Here is a 20,116-nt window from a genome sequence, read left to right as displayed (position 1 = left end):
ATAATCGCCCCCGCCACTGGATTGCGGCGGGCCGATGGGCTAAAAAGAGGCCCTGCGCGATCACGTCGCCGAAACGTTCGACGTACATTCGGCTGTCGTTTTCTGAATCAGCACCCGAACAACAATAGTCGCTCCCTACATTTTGGCTGGCCGGTGTTGTAACGCCGTTTAGGCCCTTGAGAAAACTATTCATGAAGAAGCTGTGTTTGCTGGGCCTGTTCGTCAGCCTGGCCAGTCATCAAGTACTGGCCGCCACGACCCCGGTCCCCCTGGAAAACAAGGATGCGTTCATCAGTAATCTGATGAAACAGATGACCCTCGACGAGAAAATCGGCCAGTTGCGCCTGATCAGCATCGGCCCGGAAATGCCCCGCGAGCTGATCCGCAAAGAGATCGCCGCCGGCAACATCGGCGGCACCTTCAATTCGATCACCCGCCCGGAAAACCGTCCGATGCAGGACGCGGCCATGCGCAGCCGCCTGAAGATTCCGATGTTTTTCGCGTACGACGTGATCCACGGTCACCGTACGATTTTCCCGATTCCGCTGGCGCTGGCCTCTAGCTGGGACATGGACGCCATCGGCCAGTCCGGGCGCGTTGCCGCCAAGGAAGCCGCCGCCGACAGCCTCGACATCACCTTCGCGCCGATGGTCGACATCTCCCGCGACCCGCGCTGGGGCCGTAGCTCCGAAGGTTTCGGTGAAGACACCTACCTGACCTCGCGCATCGCCAAAGTCATGGTCAAGGCCTATCAGGGCGACACGCCGAGCGCGGCCGACAGCATCATGGCCAGCGTCAAGCACTTCGCCCTGTACGGCGCGGTCGAGGGCGGTCGCGACTACAACACCGTCGACATGAGCCCGGTGAAGATGTACCAGGACTACCTGCCACCGTACCGCGCAGCCATCGACGCTGGCGCCGGCGGCGTGATGGTGGCGTTGAACTCGATCAACGGCATCCCGGCCACCGCCAACACCTGGCTGATGAACGACCTGCTGCGCAAGGACTGGGGCTTCAAGGGCCTGGCGGTCAGCGACCACGGCGCGATCTTCGAACTGATCAAGCACGGCGTGGCCCGCGACGGTCGGGAAGCGGCGAAGCTGGCGATCAAGGCCGGCATCGACATGAGCATGAACGACACCCTGTACGGCAAAGAGCTGCCGGGACTGCTCAAGTCCGGCGAGATCGAACAGCAAGACATCGACAACGCCGTGCGTGAAGTCCTCGCCGCCAAGTACGACATGGGCCTGTTCAAGGACCCGTACCTGCGCATCGGCAAGGCTGAAGACGATCCGGCCGACACCTACGCCGAAAGTCGCCTGCACCGCGCCGACGCCCGTGAAGTGGCGCGTCGCAGCCTGGTGCTGCTGAAGAACCGGAACGAAACCCTGCCGCTGAAGAAAACCGCCAAAGTTGCGCTGGTCGGCCCGCTGGCCAAGGCTCCGATCGACATGATGGGCAGCTGGGCGGCCGCCGGTCGTCCGGCGCAATCGGTAACCCTGTTTGATGGCATGAGCAATGTGATCGGCGACAAGGCGAACCTGATCTACGCCCGTGGCGCCAACATCACCAGCGACAAGAAGGTGCTCGACTACCTGAACTTCCTCAATTTCGACGCGCCGGAAGTGGTCGATGACCCGCGCCCGGCCAACGTGTTGATCGACGAAGCGGTGAAAGCCGCCAAGGACGCTGACGTAGTGGTTGCAGCGGTGGGCGAGTCCCGTGGCATGTCCCACGAATCGTCGAGCCGCACCGACCTGAACATCCCGGAAAACCAGCGCGAGCTGATCCGTGCCCTGAAAGCCACCGGCAAGCCGCTGGTGCTGGTGCTGATGAACGGTCGTCCGCTGACCATCCTCGAGGAGAAGGAACAGGCCGACGCGATTCTGGAAACCTGGTTCAGCGGCACCGAGGGCGGCAACGCCATCGCCGACGTGCTGTTCGGCGACTACAACCCGTCGGGCAAACTGCCGGTGACCTTCCCGCGTTCCGTGGGCCAGATCCCGACCTACTACAACCACCTGAGCATTGGCCGGCCGTTCACGCCGGGCAAACCGGGCAACTACACTTCGCAGTATTTCGATGACACCACCGGTCCCCTGTTCCCGTTTGGTTTCGGTCTGAGCTACACCGATTTCAGCCTGAGCGACATGGCGCTGTCCTCGACCACCCTGAACGCCACCGGCAAGCTCGACGCCAGTGTCATGGTCAAGAACACCGGCAAGCGTGACGGCGAAACCGTAGTGCAGCTGTATATCCAGGACGTCACCGGGTCGATGATCCGTCCGGTCAAGGAGCTGAAGAACTTCCAGAAAATCATGCTCAAGGCCGGCGAGCAGAAAGTCGTGCACTTCACCATCACCGAAGATGACCTGAAGTTCTACAACGCCCAGCTCAAGTACGCGGCCGAGCCTGGCAAGTTCAACGTGCAGATCGGCCTGGATTCCCAGGACGTGACGCAGCAGAGCTTTGAGTTGCTGTAAGTAACACTGCGTAAACAATGTGGGAGCCGCCCGGACCAAGCCCGCTCCCACATTAGACTTATGGAATGCTCGGAATCAGAGTTATCCGCGTCTGTCGAGCAAGTTGACCACCACCCGATCCACCCAGCCCCAGATCCGCTGCTTCACCCGCCGCCACAGTGGCCGTTTCCGCCATTCCTCCAGACTCACCTGCTGACTCAGGCCGAAGTCCTTCTCGAAACTCGCCGCCACCGCTGCCGTCAATGACGGGTCCAGCGCTTCCAGATTCGCCTCAAGATTGAAGCGCAGATTCCAGTGATCGAAATTGCACGAACCGATGCTCACCCAGTCGTCCACCAGCACCATTTTCAGGTGCAGGAAACACGGCTGGTACTCGTAGATTTTCACCCCGGCCTTGAGCAGGCGCGGGTAGTAGCGATGCCCGGCATAACGCACCGACGGGTGATCGGTGCGCGGCCCGGTCAGCAGCAGGCGCACGTCGAGGCCACGGGCGGCGGCCTTGCGCAGGGAACGCCGGATCTTCCAGGTGGGCAGGAAGTACGGCGTGGCCAGCCAGATCCGCTGCTGGCCGCTGTTCAGCGCGCGGAACAGCGATTGCAGAATGTCGCGATGCTGGCGGGCGTCGGCGTAGGCCACGCGGCCCATGCCCTCGCCCGTGTCCGGCACGCGCGGCAATCGTGGCAGACCAAAATGCGCGTTGGGCCGCCAGGCCCGGCGATGGCGGTTGGCGATCCATTGACGGTCGAACAGCAGTTGCCAGTCGAGCACCAGCGGGCCGGTGATCTGCACCATGACCTCGTGCCATTCGCTGGTGTCATGGCCCGGCGTCCAGAACTCGTCGGTGACCCCGGTCCCGCCAACCACCGCCAGACGCTGGTCGACCAGCAACAGCTTGCGATGATCGCGATAGAAATTGCCGACCCAGCGCCGCCAGTTCAGCCGGTTGTAAAAACGCAGCTCGACCCCGGCTCCGGTCAGCCGCCGGCGCAACGTGAGGGTGAAGGCGAGGCTGCCGTAGTCGTCGAACAGGCAACGCACCCGCACGCCCCGCTCCGCCGCCAGCACCAGCGCCTGCACGATGGTTTCGGCACAGGCACCGGCCTCCACCAGATACAGCTCCAGTTCGATCTGCTCGCGGGCGCGGGCAATCTCGTCGAGCATGCGCGGGAAGAATTGCGGGCCGTCGATCAACAGCTCGAAGCGATTGCCATCACGCCACGGAAACACCGCGCCGCGCATGTCAGCGCGCCGTGAAGATCAGCACCGCACCCACCGGCACCGACAGACTGATGGCCGACAGGCCGGCCATGTTGCGCAGGCTTTCCAGGCCCGGCAGAAGATCGAAATCCTCGGCGCTGATCACCAGCGGCTCCAGGGTCACCACCTGAAAGCGCCGGTCATCAAGGCGTGTGGCGAGCAGCTCGGCGGGGTATTCGTGCTGTTTGCCGTGCAGGTTGACGGTCAGCGGCAGGCGCAATTCGAGCTGCGCGCCGGGGGCCAGATCGTTGATCGGGCGCAGGTCGATCTGGGTGGTGATGGTCGCTTCGGGGAATTGTTCGATCTGGAACAACTCCTTGCGCATGCGCTCGTCGCGCAGCGGGATGCCGCTGTTGATCGAGTCCAGCTCGACTTCGACCACGGCGCGCCCGTCGGGATCGACCTTGCCGTGCAGCACCAGAAAGCGCTGCACTTCGGATACGTTGGCGTTTTTCGTGCTGACGAACGACAGCCGCGACGACTCGCCGTCCAGATACCAGTTGGCCTGAGCCGGCAGCGCAGCGGCGCCCAGCAGCAGGCCGGCGAAGGCGTTGCACAGAGAACGGTTGAACATTGAAAACTCGTGGGGCCGATAAACGTGCACGAACCTTAACTGGCCTTGGCGTTATTGCAAACTGTCAGTCTGTGCAAACACTCAGGCCAATGCCTGCTGCACCTCGCCGATGGTCGACGCGAGGCTGTTGAGGTGCAGGCTCAGCACCCGTTCCACCGGCGCCTGATCCATTGGCCAGTGCAGCGCCATACTGCCGACCAGCCGCCCTTGCGCACGAATCGGCAACGCCACCGCGCGAATCAGGAACGGCAGGCGCACCGGGTATTCCCAATAACCTTCAGTGCGCTGGCCGAAGCCCTGATGCAAGGCTTGTTCGGTGGCCTGCAATACACCGTCATCCGCCAATTGTTCGCGCTCGGCCAGACGTTTCACGTCCTGGCTGTCGAGTTCGCCAAGGCAGGCCCGGCCCATGGCCGAATGAAACAGGCTGGCGTGATGGCCAACGATCTGACAGTTGTTCGGATAGCGTTTGCGCAAGATCTGCGGAATCGCACTTTCCATCACTTCAACCCGTTCGCCGTCGAAGCACGACAGATCCGCCACCAGCCCGGTACGCTCGCTCAGCTCCAGCAGCATCGGCGCGGCGCTTTCCACCAGGTGGCGTTTGAAGCGTTGCTGTCGATCACCGAACAGTCGCTTGGCGCACAACCGGTAGCGGCGGTCGCTGAGGCCGCGATAGATCCAGCCCTGCTCCTGCAAGGTCGCGAGCATGCGCGACACCGTGGCCTTGGGCAGAGTCGTCAGGTAGTGCAACTCTTCCAGCCCCAACGCCTGATGCTCGCCAAGCAACTCGACGATGGCCAGCGCCCGTTCGACCGAGCGCACGCTACCGGTGTCTGCCTTGCTGCCCATGTGTTCGACCTCCATGGATACGGATGAAAGATCACTTCGTGCAGCAAGATGCGGGCCGCTCAGGCCGATTGCAGGCATGCCGGCGGTCGCCGTTCGACCCAGCGGGTCAGCTGTTCATGGGCGTAGGCCAGTTGCAGCACCGCCCGATCCGCCTGGGCCGGGCCGATGATTTGCAGGCCCATCGGCAACCCGGCCGGGTTGAAACCGACCGGCACGCTGATGCTCGGCAACCCCGCCAACGTCGGGCCTATTACCACTTCCATCCAGCGGTGATAGGTGTCCATGGTCTGCCCGCCGACAACTCGCGGCCACGCTTGCTGTGCATCAAAAGGGAACACCTGGGCGGTGGGCAGCAGCAGGAAATCGTAACGCTCAAACAACTCGCTCAACGCGCGATACCACTCGCTGCGCGCCACCGACGCCTGATAGACCTCGGCTGCCGTCAGACGCAGACCGCCCTCGATTTCCCATTGCGCTTCGGGTTTGAGCAGCGACCGCTTTTGCGGATCAGCATAGGCGCCGCCGAGGCTGCCCTGCACCAGAAAATGCCGGTGGGTGAGCCAGGTCTGCCACAGGCGTTCCATGGAGAAGTCCGGCTGACAGGCCTCAACGTGACAACCCAGCGCACTGAAATCCGCCAGCGCCGCTTCGCACAGGCTCAACACACCGTCGTCCATCGGCAGATAGCCGTTGTAATCGCCGAGCCAGCCGAGGCGCAGACCGCTGCAGTCCTGTTGCAGATCCAGGCCGAAGTCCCGTGGTTCATCGGCCAGCGACAGCGGCACGCGCGGATCGTAGCCGGCCTGGGTCGAGAGCAACCGCGCGACGTCGGTGACCGTGCGCCCCATCGGCCCTTCGGTGGCCAGTTGCTGGACGAACACTTCCGGCATCGGCCCATGGGGCACGCGGCCTTGGGACGGTCGGAAGCCGAACACGTTGTTGAACGCCGCCGGGTTGCGCAGCGAGCCCATCATGTCGCTGCCGTCGGCCACCGGCAACAGGCGCAGGGCCAGCGCCACTGCCGCCCCGCCGCTGCTGCCGCCGGCGATCAGGCCCGGATCGTAGGCATTGGTGGTGGTGCCGAACACGCTGTTGTAGGTCTGCGAACCGAGGCCGAACTCCGGGACGTTGCTCTTGCCGATGATGATCGCGCCGCAGTCGCGAACCCGCGCCACACTGATCGCATCGTGCTGCGGCACTTGCTCGGCGAACAGCGGCGAACCCAAGGTCGTGCGCAACCCGGCGGTGGCCGCCAGGTCCTTGATCGCCTGGGGCATGCCGTGCATCCAGCCTCGGGATTCGCCGCGATCCAGTTGCCGATCACACTCATCGGCCTCGCGCAGCAGCACGTCTTGCTGACGCAGAGAAACCAGCGCATTGACCGCCGGATTGAAGCGATCAATGTGCGTCAGGTAGGCCTGCATTACCTCGCGGCACGACACCTTGCGGGCATGGATCACCCGGGACAGCGCATCGGCGTCGAGGGCGACAATCGGATCAATGGCCAACGGACTCACGGTTTCACTCCCAGGTTGAGCGCAACGGATTTCTTCGCGCGTGGTGCCTCCTGCAAACAGTAGGTACCGAGCAGTGTCAGCAGGCAAGCGAACAACACATAGAACGACGGCGCCACCGGGGTGTTCAGAACTTTACTCAGCCAGGTGACGATCAGCGGCGCGAAACCACCGAACACCATCACCGCCACGTTGTAGGCCACCGACACGCCGGTGGAGCGCACTTCAATCGGGAATTGCTCGGCCAGTGCCGTCGGCGCCGGGCCGAAGAACCCGCCAATCGCCGCGCACAGCAGTAGTTGCATCACCAGCAGGCGCTCGATCGAAGGCGCTGCCGCGACCCACACATACAACGGATAAACCATGACGAAAAACGCCAGGGTGAAGGCCATCAGCACCGGCCGCCGACCGAGGCGATCCGACAGCGCGCCGGACAATGGAATCACCACGGTCATCAGCGCTACCGCGAGCATTTGCACCAGCAACACCTGATCCAGCGGCAGGCCGAGGTTCTTGTGGGCGAAGGTCGGCATGTTCACCAGCACCACGTAGAACGACACCGTCGCCCCGCACGCCAGGCCCATTGACACCAACAGGCTGCGGCGATGTTCGCGCAGTACCTGCCACAGGCCCGGCGCTGCGCCTTTGGCTTTCTTGCGCGCTTCGAGAAATTCTTCCGGCTCTTCCATGTGCTTGCGAATCCACAAGCCCACCGGGCCGATCAACAGGCCGAGCACGAACGGAATCCGCCAGCCCCAACTGTCCAGCGCCTCGGGGGAAAACAGGTGCGTGACCAGCGCCACCATCGCCGCGCCGCTGAACACCGCCAGGCATTGCCCGACCAGTTGCCACGAGCCGTACAACCCCTTGCGATGGGCCGGCGCGCTCTCCACCAGAAATGCCGTGGCGCTCGCATATTCACCGCCCGTGGCAAAGCCCTGAAGCATTCGCGCCACCACGATCAACAGCGGCGCGCCCATACCGATGGCGGCGTAGTTTGGCGCGAACGCAATCAGGGCGATGGACACGGTCATCAGGCGGATGATCATCTGCATCGCGGCTTTGCGCCCTTTGCGGTCGGAGTAGATGCCGAGCAGGATGCCGCCCACCGGGCGCATGAAAAAGCCGACGCCGAAGGTCGCCAGCGCCATCAGCAGCGAGGCGTAGTCGTCGTCGGACGGGAAAAACTGCCGGGCGATGATGCTCGCCAGAAAGCCATAAACGATGAAGTCGTACCATTCCAGGGCGTTGCCGATGACGGCGGCGACCACTTGCCGGGTGCGCGAAACGCCTGCGTTCGAAGTCTGCATGGGGATTCTCCAGAAGCTGTGGTTTGACCACGCAGGCGCGTGCGCACCTGCGTTCCAGCGGCAGCAAAAAGTGAAGAAATCAGGCCGGCTTGAGCCAGCTCTCGGTGAGCGCGCCCCAATACGCCGCGCCGGTCAGCAGAATGTCATCGTTAAAATCGTACGCCGGGTTATGCACCATCGGCCGCGCCAAGCCGTTGCCGATGAACAGGTACGCGCCGGGGCAGCGCTGGAGCATCCAGGCGAAGTCTTCGCTGCCCATCAGTTTCGGAGTGTTGCCATCGACGGCATCGGCGCCCACCAGTTCGACGCCGACCTGACGAGCGAACTCGGTTTCGGCGGCGTGGTTGACCAGCACCGGGTAGGCCGGGCGGTGTTCGATGGTCGAGGTGCAGCCGAAGCTTTCGGCCTGGGACTCGATGATCGAGCGCACGCGGTCCAGTGTCTGAACGCGGACTTCGGCATTCAACGCACGCAGGCTCAGGCGCAGGATCGCCTGTTGCGGGATCACGTTCGCAGCCTCGCCGGCCTGTAGCGCGCCGACTGTCACTACCGCCGCCTGCTGCGCATCGATATTGCGCGCGACCACGGTTTGCAAAGCCATCACCACACTGGCTGCGGCCACCAACGGATCCACCGCCAGATGCGGCATCGAGCCGTGACCGCCAACGCCTTCGATGGTCACCGTGAGCAAGTCCTGCGAAGCCATCATTGGCCCTTCGCGAAAGCCCAGATGTCCCGCCGGCAGGCCCGGCATGTTGTGCATGCCGAACAGCGCATCACACGGGAAGCGTTCGAGCAGGCCATCGGCAAGCATCGCTTCGGCCCCGCCCTGGCCCTCTTCGGCGGGCTGGAAAATCAGCGTCAGGGTGCCGTCGAACTGACGGGTCGCGGCCAGATAACGCGCCGCGCCGAGCAGCATCGCGGTGTGCCCGTCGTGGCCGCAGGCGTGCATGCAGCCTTGATGCCGGCTGCTGTAGGCGACGCCAGTGTTCTCGATGATCGGCAGCGCATCCATGTCGGCCCGCAGCCCGAGTCTGCGTGTGCTGCTGCCGTTGCGCAGCACGCCGACCACGCCGGTCTTGCCGACCCCGGTGTGAACTTCATAACCCCACTCTTCCAGCGACCTGGCGACCAGCGCCGAGGTGCGGCTTTCCTCGAAACCGAGTTCAGGGTGGGCGTGAATGTCCTGGCGGGTGGCGTGCAGGTCGCCGGCCACATCGTTGAGCCAGGCCAGAATGTGCTGATGTCGGGGCATGACGGATCTCCTCGCGCGGGTGTTCCCGGTCTTGTTGTTCGGTGTTGTTTCACGACACGTGAACGGCAGGTCGTGCTCACCGCCAGATAACCGCGAGACACGCGAGAGGACAATCGAATGTGGTTCCACAGGGTGGAACCGGATCAGGGTTGCAGGCGACAGCCCTGCCGTTCGCCTAACCATTGGGCGCTGTTGCTGCGTCCCAGGCCGCTGGCGGTGACGATTTTTTGCGTGCGGTCATCGGTCAGTTCGCTGGGCAGCCACTGCTTCACGTAGCCCCGGCAATACTCGGCGTCGTTGTTCATGACGTAGCGGCACGAGCAATATTCCTTGGCGGTGTAGGCGCTGATGATGTCCGGGAAGGCCCACAGGTTTTCGCGCTCGTGCCAGCCCCAGCCCAACAGCACGATCAACAGCACCAGCAGGATGCGTCTGAACACTTTCATGGCCGCACCGCCCCGAGCACGCGCTTGAGCAATTCGTTGTGGCGATAACTGCCGTCGCGGTCATCGGCGTAGCGCACGATCAGCAGTTTTTCGCTCGGGATCACGTACAGCGCCTGGCCCCAGTGGCCGAGGGCGGCGAAGGTGTCGGGCGGTGCGTCGGGCCATGGAGAGGGCGCGCCGTCTGCCGGGCGATTGAGCCACCACTGGCCGCCGGGCACGGCTTCGTCCTGATGAGCCTTGTAGCCGGCGAAGGGTTGGCGGTTGAAGGCGACCCAATCCTTGGGCAGCAACTGCCGGTCGTTCCAGCGTCCGTCCCGTTCCATCAGCAGGCCGATTCGCGCCAGATCCCGGGCCGTCATATAGGCATAGGAGGAGGCGACGAAGGTGCCCGTCGCGTCGGTTTCCCACGTGGCATGGCGGATGCCCAGGGGATCGAAAAGCGCTGTCCACGGATAGTCCGGATAACGTTGCGGACCGACGATGGTCTTCAGGGCTGCGGCCAATAGATTGCTGTCGCCGCTGGAATAGCGGAACGCCTGACCCGCTGGCGCGTAGCGGTCGTGATTGGCGGTGAAGGCGGCCATGTCGCGGTGGCCACGGGTGTAGAGCATCGCCACCACTGAGGATTTCAACGGGGCGTATTCATAGTCTTCCTGCCAGTCGATGCCCGAGGCCCAGTGCAGCAGATCCTTGATCGTGACGGCCGGGTGTTTTTCCAGCACCGGGTAATATTTCGCGGCCGGGTCATCGAGCTTGAACAGGCCTTCGCCGTACGCCACGCCGAACACCGTGGCCATCAGGCTTTTGCTGATCGACCAGGTCAGGTGCGGGGTGTCGGCGGTGGTCGCGGCAGCGTAGCGTTCGTAGATGAGCTGGCCGTCGCGGATCACCAGCAAGGCGTCGGTGCGGATGCCTTTGCGGGTGTTGTCATCGCGGGTCGGGAAGGCATAGGCCTCCAATGCATCGACGGCCGGGCCGGTAAATTTCGGGCCGCTCGGCCATTGCTCGCCCGGCCATTGTTCGGCCTGAACCGTGAAGCTGATCAGCAGCAGAAACAGGGACAGGCCTTTGAACATGGTGAGAGCTCTGGGGATGAACCTGAGAAGACTAGCCGGCGTTCATGACAGATGTGTTTTGGTTTGCCGCCAACGCCTTGGCCAGGCGTTTGGCCCGCGCACCCGCCGCCAGTTGCATGACCGACTGATCGCGCTGCCACATCGCCGCCCACTCAGGATCGCCGTTGCGCAGGGCCTGATCGACTTCCGTTTTAAGCCCGTCGAACTGCGCAAACAAACCACCGAGCAACACATGCCCGGCGGGATTGTTCGGCGGCTGGCGACTGACCTCCGCGCACCCGGCCAGCAGCGCCAGCAAGCGCAATTGCAGCGGCTGGGGCCAGCCGCTGTCCTGACCGACGCCGTACAACCACGCGGTCATTGCACTCAACACGTAAACGTCTTCAAGGGTGCGGAACGGCTTGACGTAAGCATCCCAGCCATCCCCCGCGAGCAACTCGCACAACGCATCGTCGAGATGCAGCCGGCCATGGCTGACGTCCGGCATCAACGGCAGCGCCGGGAGTTTTTCCACCCGCACGCCGGGTTCGCCGGGGTACACCACCGCCAGGCTCAGGCGCGGTGATTCGCCGGGTTGTTCACTGCGCGCGGCGATCAGCAGCCAGTCCGCCGCATCGCCGGCGGTGACGAAATCCTTTTGCCCGGTGAGGCGCAGATCCGTGAGCCGGGTCTGCATGTCCGCCGGGCGCAGGCTGCGCTGCTCGGTCGCACACATCGCGCCGAGGCTCGGCGGCGCGCTCGGCCAGAGCATGCGCAACGCCGCCTGATAACCCACCAGAAACGCCAGCCCCGGCGTCGCCATTCGCCGCCCTCCCGCCACCGCCAGTTCGAACGGCGTCACGCTACCCAGTTGCTGCAGCAACGTGGCGAAGCCCTCCGCCAGATCGGCAACGGCGGGCAGGCGTTCGCGGCATTCAAGCAGGGTCGACCAGGTCATCAGAGGCTCCTCGTGGGCTGTCATATAAGCATCACCAAACATTCATGGCGATGACACCGGGGCTACATAGCCTGACTTTGCACAACACGGCTGCATAAAGAAAGTCGATCGGCTGCAACCCATGACGGGTTCAAGGCCCGTACGGAGATTCACATGACTCAGATCGCCCGCATCAGCGACACCGGCAATGAACGCCGCCTGCAAGCCGAACGCCTGATCGGCGCCGAGGCCTTGCAGCAAGCCCAGGCCTTGCGCTTCAACGTGTTCAGCGGCGAGTTCAACGCCAAGCTGAACGGCGCGGAGCTGGGTCTGGACATGGATGACTATGATGTTCACTGCAGCCACATCGGCGTGCGTGACCTGAACACCGGCCGCCTGGTGGCGACCACCCGTTTGCTCGATCACACCGCCGCCAGCAGCCTGGGCAAGTTCTACAGCGAAGAAGAATTCAGCCTGCACGGCCTCGCGCATCTACAAGGCCCGATCCTGGAAATCGGCCGCACCTGCGTCGACCCGGCCTACCGCAACGGCGGCACCATCGCCGTGCTCTGGGGCGAGCTGGCCGAAGTGCTGAATCAGGGCGGCTACAGCTATCTGATGGGTTGCGCGAGCATCCCGATGCAGGACGGCGGCATACAGGCCCACGCGATCATGCAGCGTCTGCGCGAACGCTATCTGTGCACCGAACATCTGCGCGCCGAGCCGAAGAATCCGCTGCCGAGCCTCGACATTCCGTCGAACGTGATCGCCGAAATGCCGCCGCTGCTCAAGGCCTACATGCGCTTGGGCGCGAAGATCTGCGGCGAGCCGTGCTGGGACGAAGACTTCCAGGTCGCCGACGTGTTCATCCTGCTCAAGCGCGACGAACTCTGCCCGCGCTACGCCAAGCACTTCAAGGCGGCCGTGTGATGAGCCGGCTGCGGGTGTACGCGCGGATCGCGCGAGTGCTGCTGGTGGTGACACTGGGGTTGAGCATGGCCAGTGTCTTCGGAGTATTCGAACGTCTGGGGCTGGCCCATTCGATGGAGCGTCGGCAGCGCTGGTCGCGGTTTTTCATGGCGCGTCTGAGCAATGCCCTGCCCTTTCGCGTGACCGTGCATGGCGAGCTTCCGAAACAGCCGATGCTGTGGGTCAGCAACCATGTGTCGTGGACCGACATTCCGCTGCTCGGGATGCTCACGCCGCTGTCGTTTCTGTCCAAGGCCGAAGTGCGCACCTGGCCGGTGGCCGGCTGGCTGGCGGCGAAAGCCGGCAGCCTGTTCATCCGTCGCGGTTCGGGCGACAGCCAACTGATCCGCAAGCAGATGACCCGCCATTTGCAAACCGATCATCCACTGCTGATGTTCCCGGAAGGCACCACCACCGATGGCCGTTCGCTGCGTACCTTTCATGGTCGTTTGCTGTCGGCGGCAATCGATTCCGAGGTGAAGCTGCAACCGGTGGCGATCCGTTACCTGCGCGACGGCAAGATCGATTCGCTGGCGCCGTTCATTGGTGACGATGATCTGCTTTCGCACCTGATGCGTCTGTTCAGCAATGACTGCGGCGATGTCGAAATCCATCTGCTCAAGCCGATTGCCTGCCAGGGCCGGGAGCGCGCGGCATTGGCGTACGAGGCCCAGCAAGCGGTGCAGAAAGCCTTGTTCGGTGATGTGGTCAAACCGGTCGAAGCGCAACACGCGGGCGATCTGATCGCGGCCTGATCGGCAACGTCTATCTACAGCTGCCGGCCGGCAAAGTCCTGCAGCTGTGGGTAGAACAAGCGGAAGTCTTCGCTCAACGGTTCATACAACCGCCGCAATTCCTCCATCGCCCCCGCCAGTTCTTCGGGTCGGGTCAGGCGTCGGGAGATCCCTCGCAACACCTGCTCCAGCACTTCGAACTCCTGATACGAACCCAACCAGTCATTGGCGACCATGTGCGGGGCGATCTTCGCCAGGCGCTCGGGCAATTGCCGTTCGCTGGACAGCACGCGGTAAACGTCGGTGGTGAATTGGCGCAACGGACGGTCGGCGTACAGCGTCCAGTCGCGGGCCAGGCAATGGTCGAAAAACACGTCGAGGACGATGCCCGCGTAACGACGGCGAGTCGTTGAAAAGCGCGCCAGTGAGGCATCCACCAATGGGTGGCGATCGGTGAACACGTCGATTTGCCGATGCAGGGCAATCGCCGCTTCGATCTCCGGGTCGAACTGCCCTTGCAGCCGCCCTTTGACGAAATCGCCATACAGACTGCCGAGCAGTTGACCGGGGCGCTGGCCACCGAGGTGTAAATGTGCGAGATAGTTCATGGGCGCAGCTTAGCACCGCGCCCGCGGTTGTTTACACCTCACATATCGTTATAACCCGATATACCGATTTAAGCGGTCGTCAGATCAAATTCATATTGGTGTATCGCGAAGTACCGATATAAAGTTCGCCTCATCGCGATATAGCGCTACACACATCACGAGCACCCAGCCATGAACATTGACCTCGACGAAATAATAAAAGCCCTGGCACACCCAGTACGGCGAGACATCCTCAACTGGCTGAAAGACCCGAAGGCCCAGTTTCCGGAACAGATCCACAACCACGAGTACGGCATCTGCGCCGGGCAGATCGATCAACGCTGCGGCCTGTCGCAATCGACCGTCTCCGCCCACCTGGCCACCCTGCAACGGGCCGGGCTGATCAGCAGCCAGAAGGCCGGCCAGTGGCACTTTTTCAAACGCAACGAGGACGTGATCCAGGCGTTCCTCAGCACCCTCAGCAAAGAGCTCTGACCCTTAACGTCAGCCAGCCAAAAGGATTAAACGATGCCCCTCTCGCTACTCATACTCGCCTTGAGCGCCTTCGCCATCGGCACCACCGAGTTCGTCATCATGGGTCTGCTGCCCAATGTCGCGGCCGACCTCGGTGTGTCGATTCCCGGTGCCGGCTGGCTGGTGACCGGCTACGCCCTGGGCGTGGCGATTGGTGCGCCGTTCATGGCAATGGCCACTGCAAAACTGCCGCGCAAGGCTGCACTGGTTACGCTGATGGGCATCTTCATTATCGGCAACCTGCTCTGCGCCATCGCCACTGATTACAACGTGCTGATGTTCGCCCGAGTGGTTACCGCCCTCTGCCACGGTGCGTTCTTCGGCATCGGTTCGGTGGTCGCGGCCAACCTGGTGGCGCCGAACAAACGCGCCTCGGCCGTGGCCCTGATGTTCACCGGCCTGACCCTGGCCAACGTGCTGGGTGTACCGCTGGGCACCGCCCTCGGTCAGGAAGCCGGCTGGCGCTCGACCTTCTGGGCAGTGACCGTGATCGGTGTGATCGCGCTGATCGGCCTGATCCGCTTCCTGCCGGCCAAACGTGACGAAGAAAAACTCGACATGCGCGCCGAACTGGCCGCCCTCAAGGGCGCCGGCATCTGGCTGTCGCTGAGCATGACCGCGCTGTTCGCCGCTTCAGTATTCACTCTGTTCACTTACGTCGCGCCGTTGCTGGGCGATGTCACCGGTGTCTCGCCCCGTGGCGTGACCTGGACCCTGATGCTCATCGGCCTGGGCCTGAGCGTCGGCAACATCATCGGCGGCAAACTGGCCGACAAGGGCCTGGCCGCGACGCTGATCGGCGTGTTCATCGCCATGGCCGTGACCTCTACCGTCCTGACCTGGACCAGCATCGCGCTGATCCCCACCGAAATCACCCTGTTCCTCTGGGCTACCGCGTGTTTCGCCGCCGTGCCGGCCCTGCAAGTGAACGTCGTGACCTACGGCCAGGCCGCACCGAACCTGGTGTCGACCCTGAACATCGGCGCCTTCAACGTCGGCAACGCCCTCGGCGCCTGGGTCGGCGGCAGCGTCATCGCCCACGGCTACGGCCTGACCAGCGTGCCTCTCGCCGCTGCTGCGCTGGCTGTCCTGGCCCTGCTGGTGACCCTGATCACATTCCGCCAGAACGGCAATCCCGAGCTGGCCACCGCTAACTGATTCACTCACTTACCTCACGAGGGTTGTATCTCATGGCAACAATTTTCGATCCGATCAAACTGGGCGACCTCGAGCTGTCCAACCGCATCATCATGGCGCCGCTGACCCGCTGCCGCGCCGACGAAGGCCGCGTACCGAACGCGCTGATGGCCGAGTACTACGTACAACGCGCCTCGGCCGGCCTGATCCTCAGCGAAGCCACCTCGGTGACCCCGATGGGCGTCGGCTATCCGGACACCCCGGGCATCTGGTCCAACGACCAGGTGCGCGGCTGGACCAACGTGACCAAGGCCGTTCACGCGGCCGGCGGCAAGATCGTCCTGCAACTGTGGCACGTCGGCCGGGTCTCCCACCCGTCGTACCTGAACGGCGAAGCCCCGGTTGCCCCGAGCGCCATCCAGCCTAAAGGCCATGTCAGCCTGGTTCGCCCGCTGGCCGACTATCCAACCCCGCGTGCACTGGAAACCGCTGAAATCGCCGACATCGTCGACGCTTACCGCGTCGGTGCGGAAAACGCCAAGGCCGCCGGTTTCGACGGCGTGGAAATCCACGGCGCCAACGGCTACCTGCTCGACCAGTTCCTGCAAAGCAGCACCAACCAGCGCACCGATATCTACGGCGGCTCCCTGGAAAACCGTGCCCGTCTGCTGCTGGAAGTGACCGACGCCGCGATCGAAGTCTGGGGCGCCGGCCGTGTTGGTGTGCACCTGGCACCGCGCGCCGACTCCCATGACATGGGCGACGACAACCTGGCCGAGACCTTCACCTACGTCGCCCGCGAACTGGGCAAGCGTGGCATCGCCTTCATCTGCTCCCGCGAGAAAGAAGGTGCCGACAGCCTCGGCCCACAACTGAAAGAAGCCTTCGGCGGCGCCTACATTGCCAACGAGCGCTTCACCAAGGACAGCGCCAACGCCTGGCTGGCCGAGGGCAAAGCAGACGCCGTGGCATTCGGCATCCCGTTCATTGCCAACCCGGACTTGCCGGCCCGTCTGAAGGCCGATGCGCCGCTGAACGAGCCGCACCCGGAAACCTTCTACGGCAAAGGTGCGGTCGGTTACCTCGACTACCCAACGTTGTAATCACTACGCCTTGCAATTCAAAAGCCCCGGACTCGTAAGAGCCGGGGCTTTTTGTTTATCAGGGGGGGGGCGACTACTTGCGAAATAAACCATTACATAGCTCGCATGCACATCGACCTTGGTACTGTTATTTTCGCACCCTCCAACTAAACAAAAAGAGAAACCGTCATGAATGACACAACAAACAACACCGCTTCAAAAGACGAAAACAATCATGAAGAAACTCAAATCAAAACATTCGAAAACACTACTCTAAACTCCATTTTATCAAGCTCAACCTATTTAATTAATCCAGTCGCCGCTGGCATTTTAGGTACTGTGCTTTCCAGCATCACCGACGACGAACCCACCAAGACCACTAACCACTCAAAACCCGAAGATGAATTTAAAACCGTTATCAAAAAAGCTCAACAACACGAAGAGAAAACCTGGAATACGATTAAACACGAAGGCAATAACAGTATTCTGATCAATATCTACAACGGAACCTCGGAAAAATTTTCACTCACCCAATGCAGCTGGGATACCAGTGGATTCCAAGGAAAGGATCTGGTCATCCACCCTTGGACCTACGTGCAGTTCATACTACGCAGCACGCCTCCAGCGATTTCTGGTGGGGCGAAACGGCGTAGATCCACCCCCGTCGGACATGCGTTTACTTACTCCGGTGAAAAACAGGCCTTTCATTTCACAACCTCAGTAAAGTTAACGGCCCCCTATGAACCGTTCGCCTTTGACACGAAAATAATCCCCAAACGCGAACATAACGTTCGTTCTATTGGCAAAAAACCACTGACCTGCGAATCTCATATAACCCGGTAACAGCCCGCTCGCCCTTATAGCTATGCCATAGTGATCAACTTAGGTTAAGTACGACCGCCGCCCGTATAACCAATTATTGGGCTGTCGGGAACTGAGATTACATAGTTCGCAACCATTCAAGTAAAAAGATTCCTTTGATCGTAAAGCGGTATGCACTCAAGGATGCTCCACGGTCGGCCACATCGACTACCCGACAGTATTCGTCAATTACAGAAACACGAAAAAAGCCCTGGACTCGAAAGAGTCGGGGCTTTTTGTTTATCGTAGGTCTGACGCAGCTCCAATAGGGGATCACGTCAGGATTGATTGTCTGGCACTTACCCTCTCTCACATTCCAGACACAAAATCCCTACAAAATACTGAGCTAGCAATCTGTCAATCAAGTGAACGTGCGTATATAAAAGCAGCCCATTACCGCAGCGTGCGTGAAGCACCGTTCATTTTCAACATCACGGTTGACACCCACGGACCAATAACGAATTTTGTTTCATTTGCGCAGGCTGGGGCTCCAGCGCAGCATGTCCAGCCCCGTATCGACCCAACGCTCCGCCTCGGCGTACAGATCGAAGGCGTCCGGCGCCAGGAGCCATCCATAAAGGAGGCCGTCGATATAGGCGTGAATGCTGATGGCTGCCCGGGCGGTGTCGAGGTCCGCCGGCAACTGCCCACGATTGACCGCGTTACTCAGTGTCAGCGCGATCCGCACATTGCAATCGAGGCTGGCGGTCCGGCGCTGCTGACGCAGATCGCACATTTCATCGGTGAACTCGCACTTATGAAACAAAATTTCGTTGATACGCCGGGTCTTCGGATCCAGTGCAACTTTATGAAACAAATGAATCAGCAATTGGCGCATGCAGCCCAGTGGATCGGGTTCGTCCTCGCTTTCGCTGGCCTTGGCCAGTTCGTCCAACGGCTCATGCAGAGTATCGAGCATGGCTTGCAACAGATCGGCCTTGTTGCTGAAGTGCCAGTAGATGGCTCCGCGCGTCACCCCGGCCAGGGTCGCGATATCCGACAATGTCGTGCGCGCCACGCCCCGCTCATAGAAGGCTTTCTCGGCCGCTTCGAGAATCTGGCTGCGCGTTTCCTGAGCTTCCTCTTTGGTACGACGGACCATGGCAGTAAAACCTCAAACAGGATGTTTCAGGGATGGCTGAATATCCGCTGAATAAAAAAGGGTCGATCTCTCGCGGATCTGCTCCCCGGCCTACAATTTCAGACCTTGCGACGACTTTTGTAACAGGATGGATACGACGCCAAGGTGTTTACAAACAACCATGAACGTAAGTATATTCATTAGCAAGCTACTTATCCACCCGATAACCCTTTTTTACCCTTCCACACTTCTTGTGCGCTTTTCGCGCGCCTGACCCGAGGATCTTCATGCAATTCAAGCCAGCTGTTACCGCTCTGGTCACTGCCGTCGCCCTGGCATCGCTGCTCAGCGGATGTAAAAAGGAAGAGGCGGCTCCCGCCGCACCACCTCCTCAGGTCGGCGTCGTCACCCTGCAACCACAAGCCTTTACTCTGACTTCCGAACTGCCGGGCCGCACCAGTGCATTCCGCATCGCCGAAGTTCGTCCGCAGGTCAACGGCATCATTCTCAAGCGTCTGTTCAAGGAAGGCGGCGATGTCAAAGCCGGCCAGCAGCTGTATCAGATCGATCCGTCGGTTTATGAAGCGACCCTGAAAAGCGCCGAAGCCAACCTGCGTTCGACCAAGTCGATCTCCGACCGCTACAAGCAACTGGTCGACGAGCAGGCCGTCAGCCGTCAGGAATACGACACCGCCGTAGCCAACCGCCTGCAATCGGAAGCGTCGTTGCAAAGCGCGCAGATCAACGTGCGTTACACCAAGGTCTACGCACCGATCTCCGGTCGCATCGGCCGTTCTTCGGTGACCGAAGGCGCGCTGGTCAGCAGCGGCCAGACCGACGCGATGGCCGTGATCCAGCAACTGGACCCGATCTACGTCGACGTTACCCAGTCCTCGGTCGAGTTGCTGGAATTGCGTCGCGAACTGGAAAGCGGTCGTCTGCAGAAGGCCGGCGACAACGCCGCTGCCGTCAAGCTGACCCTCGAAGACGGCAGCCAGTACAAGCTCGACGGTAAGCTGGAATTCTCCGAAGTGTCGGTCGACCAGACCACCGGTTCCGTGACCCTGCGCGCCGTGTTCCCGAACCCGGATCACACTCTGTTGCCGGGCATGTTCGTCCACGCGCAGTTGCAGGCCGGTGTGAACAGCGCCGCGATCCTCGCGCCGCAGCAAGGCGTGACCCGCGACCTCAAGGGCACCCCGACTGCGCTGGTCGTCGGTCCGGACAACAAGGTCGAGCTGCGTCAGCTCAAGGCCAGCCGCACCGTCGGCAGCCAGTGGCTGATCGAAGACGGCCTGAAGGCCGGAGATCGTCTGATCACCGAAGGGCTGCAATTCGTCAAACCGGGTGTTGAGGTCAAACCGACCGAAGCGACCAACGTCGGCAAAAAGAACCCGGCCCCCGCTCAGGCAGCTGACAAAGCCGCCGGCGGCAAAGGGGAGTAATCC

General features: G+C 61.9%; 19 protein-coding genes. 8 read left to right on the top strand and 11 right to left on the bottom strand.

Translation table 11 applies throughout. The annotated features are described in order from the left end of the window. The first annotated feature begins 191 nt into the window (after positions 1-191). Positions 192-2,483 (top strand): beta-glucosidase BglX, encoded by a 2,292-nt coding sequence (gene bglX / locus K3819_RS06705; protein ID WP_085647872.1) that lies wholly within the window; start codon positions 192-194, stop codon positions 2,481-2,483. Between the two features lie 81 nt (positions 2,484-2,564). Here the strand turns inward: bglX and K3819_RS06700 are convergent, their stop codons facing one another. The 9 genes from K3819_RS06700 to K3819_RS06660 all read right to left on the bottom strand — a co-directional run bounded on the left by K3819_RS06700 (position 2,565) and on the right by K3819_RS06660 (position 11,704). Next, the gene (locus tag K3819_RS06700) at positions 2,565-3,722 is read right to left on the bottom strand and encodes a phosphatidylserine/phosphatidylglycerophosphate/cardiolipin synthase family protein (RefSeq protein WP_064594021.1); all 1,158 of its coding nucleotides are present in this window, start codon (positions 3,720-3,722) and stop codon (positions 2,565-2,567) included. A 1-nt stretch (position 3,723) separates the two neighbouring features. Beyond that, on the bottom strand, positions 3,724-4,314 hold the full coding sequence (locus K3819_RS06695) for a YceI family protein (RefSeq protein ID WP_085605441.1): 591 nt from the start codon (positions 4,312-4,314) through the stop codon (positions 3,724-3,726). Between the two features lie 81 nt (positions 4,315-4,395). Beyond that, complete coding sequence (locus K3819_RS06690; RefSeq protein ID WP_221398882.1) at positions 4,396-5,166, bottom strand: IclR family transcriptional regulator; 771 nt, start codon at positions 5,164-5,166, stop codon at positions 4,396-4,398. Positions 5,167-5,225: 59 nt separating this feature from the next. Beyond that, positions 5,226-6,683, bottom strand: a complete 1,458-nt coding sequence (locus K3819_RS06685) for an amidase (protein WP_221398881.1) — start codon at positions 6,681-6,683, stop codon at positions 5,226-5,228. After that, positions 6,680-7,990 carry a citrate-proton symporter gene (locus K3819_RS06680; RefSeq protein WP_221398880.1) on the bottom strand — a complete coding sequence of 437 codons (1,311 nt, stop codon included), beginning with the start codon at positions 7,988-7,990 and terminating at the stop codon, positions 6,680-6,682. Before K3819_RS06680 ends, K3819_RS06685 begins: the two co-directional genes overlap by 4 nt. A gap of 79 nt (positions 7,991-8,069) precedes the next feature. Next, positions 8,070-9,245, bottom strand: a complete 1,176-nt coding sequence (locus K3819_RS06675) for a M20 aminoacylase family protein (protein WP_221398879.1) — start codon at positions 9,243-9,245, stop codon at positions 8,070-8,072. 143 nt (positions 9,246-9,388) lie between these two features. Continuing rightward, positions 9,389-9,691, bottom strand: coding sequence for a hypothetical protein (locus tag K3819_RS06670; RefSeq protein WP_039771461.1), 303 nt, complete (start codon positions 9,689-9,691; stop codon positions 9,389-9,391). Next, positions 9,688-10,767: a serine hydrolase gene (locus tag K3819_RS06665; protein ID WP_221398878.1), complete on the bottom strand. Its 1,080-nt coding sequence runs from the start codon at positions 10,765-10,767 to the stop codon at positions 9,688-9,690. Before K3819_RS06665 ends, K3819_RS06670 begins: the two co-directional genes overlap by 4 nt. Positions 10,768-10,798: 31 nt before the next feature. Continuing rightward, complete coding sequence (locus K3819_RS06660; protein ID WP_085612390.1) at positions 10,799-11,704, bottom strand: acyl-CoA dehydrogenase family protein; 906 nt, start codon at positions 11,702-11,704, stop codon at positions 10,799-10,801. 153 nt (positions 11,705-11,857) lie between these two features. On the opposite strand from K3819_RS06660, the gene olsB reads away from it, so the two are divergent. Together olsB and K3819_RS06650 are read left to right on the top strand one after the other, a co-directional pair. Then, positions 11,858-12,613, top strand: a complete 756-nt coding sequence (gene olsB, locus K3819_RS06655; protein WP_064594004.1) for an L-ornithine N(alpha)-acyltransferase — start codon at positions 11,858-11,860, stop codon at positions 12,611-12,613. Further along, positions 12,613-13,407, top strand: a complete 795-nt coding sequence (locus tag K3819_RS06650; RefSeq protein WP_221398877.1) for a 1-acyl-sn-glycerol-3-phosphate acyltransferase — start codon at positions 12,613-12,615, stop codon at positions 13,405-13,407. The genes olsB and K3819_RS06650 overlap by 1 nt, the downstream gene beginning before the upstream one ends. Before the next feature lie 14 nt (positions 13,408-13,421). On the opposite strand, the gene K3819_RS06645 is transcribed toward K3819_RS06650, so the two are convergent. Beyond that, complete coding sequence (locus tag K3819_RS06645; protein ID WP_221398876.1) at positions 13,422-13,994, bottom strand: ACP phosphodiesterase; 573 nt, start codon at positions 13,992-13,994, stop codon at positions 13,422-13,424. A 171-nt stretch (positions 13,995-14,165) separates the two neighbouring features. Here K3819_RS06645 and K3819_RS06640 point away from each other — a divergent pair, with 171 nt between their 5' ends. The 4 genes from K3819_RS06640 to K3819_RS06625 all read left to right on the top strand — a co-directional run bounded on the left by K3819_RS06640 (position 14,166) and on the right by K3819_RS06625 (position 17,569). Next, a complete protein-coding gene (locus K3819_RS06640) occupies positions 14,166-14,468 on the top strand; it encodes a helix-turn-helix transcriptional regulator (RefSeq protein WP_007957866.1) in 303 nt (100 codons plus the stop codon). Between the two features lie 33 nt (positions 14,469-14,501). Further along, positions 14,502-15,665 (top strand): MFS transporter, encoded by a 1,164-nt coding sequence (locus tag K3819_RS06635; protein ID WP_221398875.1) that lies wholly within the window; start codon positions 14,502-14,504, stop codon positions 15,663-15,665. Between the two features lie 32 nt (positions 15,666-15,697). Further along, entirely contained in the window at positions 15,698-16,747 is a 1,050-nt protein-coding gene (locus K3819_RS06630; protein ID WP_007957862.1) for an alkene reductase, read from the top strand. Between the two features lie 168 nt (positions 16,748-16,915). Then, positions 16,916-17,569, top strand: a complete 654-nt coding sequence (locus K3819_RS06625; protein WP_221398874.1) for a hypothetical protein — start codon at positions 16,916-16,918, stop codon at positions 17,567-17,569. 487 nt (positions 17,570-18,056) lie between these two features. Here K3819_RS06625 and K3819_RS06620 read toward each other — a convergent pair whose 3' ends face one another. Beyond that, positions 18,057-18,689 carry a TetR family transcriptional regulator gene (locus K3819_RS06620; RefSeq protein WP_064593995.1) on the bottom strand — a complete coding sequence of 211 codons (633 nt, stop codon included), beginning with the start codon at positions 18,687-18,689 and terminating at the stop codon, positions 18,057-18,059. Between the two features lie 266 nt (positions 18,690-18,955). Between K3819_RS06620 and emhA the strand changes: the two genes are divergently transcribed. Continuing rightward, on the top strand, positions 18,956-20,113 hold the full coding sequence (emhA, locus tag K3819_RS06615; protein ID WP_039771445.1) for an efflux RND transporter periplasmic adaptor subunit EmhA: 1,158 nt from the start codon (positions 18,956-18,958) through the stop codon (positions 20,111-20,113). The last annotated feature ends 3 nt before the right edge of the window (positions 20,114-20,116 follow it).

This window comes from Pseudomonas sp. 3-2, from assembly GCF_019710535.1.
GTDB classification, from domain to species: domain Bacteria; phylum Pseudomonadota; class Gammaproteobacteria; order Pseudomonadales; family Pseudomonadaceae; genus Aquipseudomonas; species Aquipseudomonas pharyngis.
The sequence above is the reverse complement of the archived record's forward strand: the minus strand, read 5'-3'. Positions and strand labels throughout refer to the sequence as shown.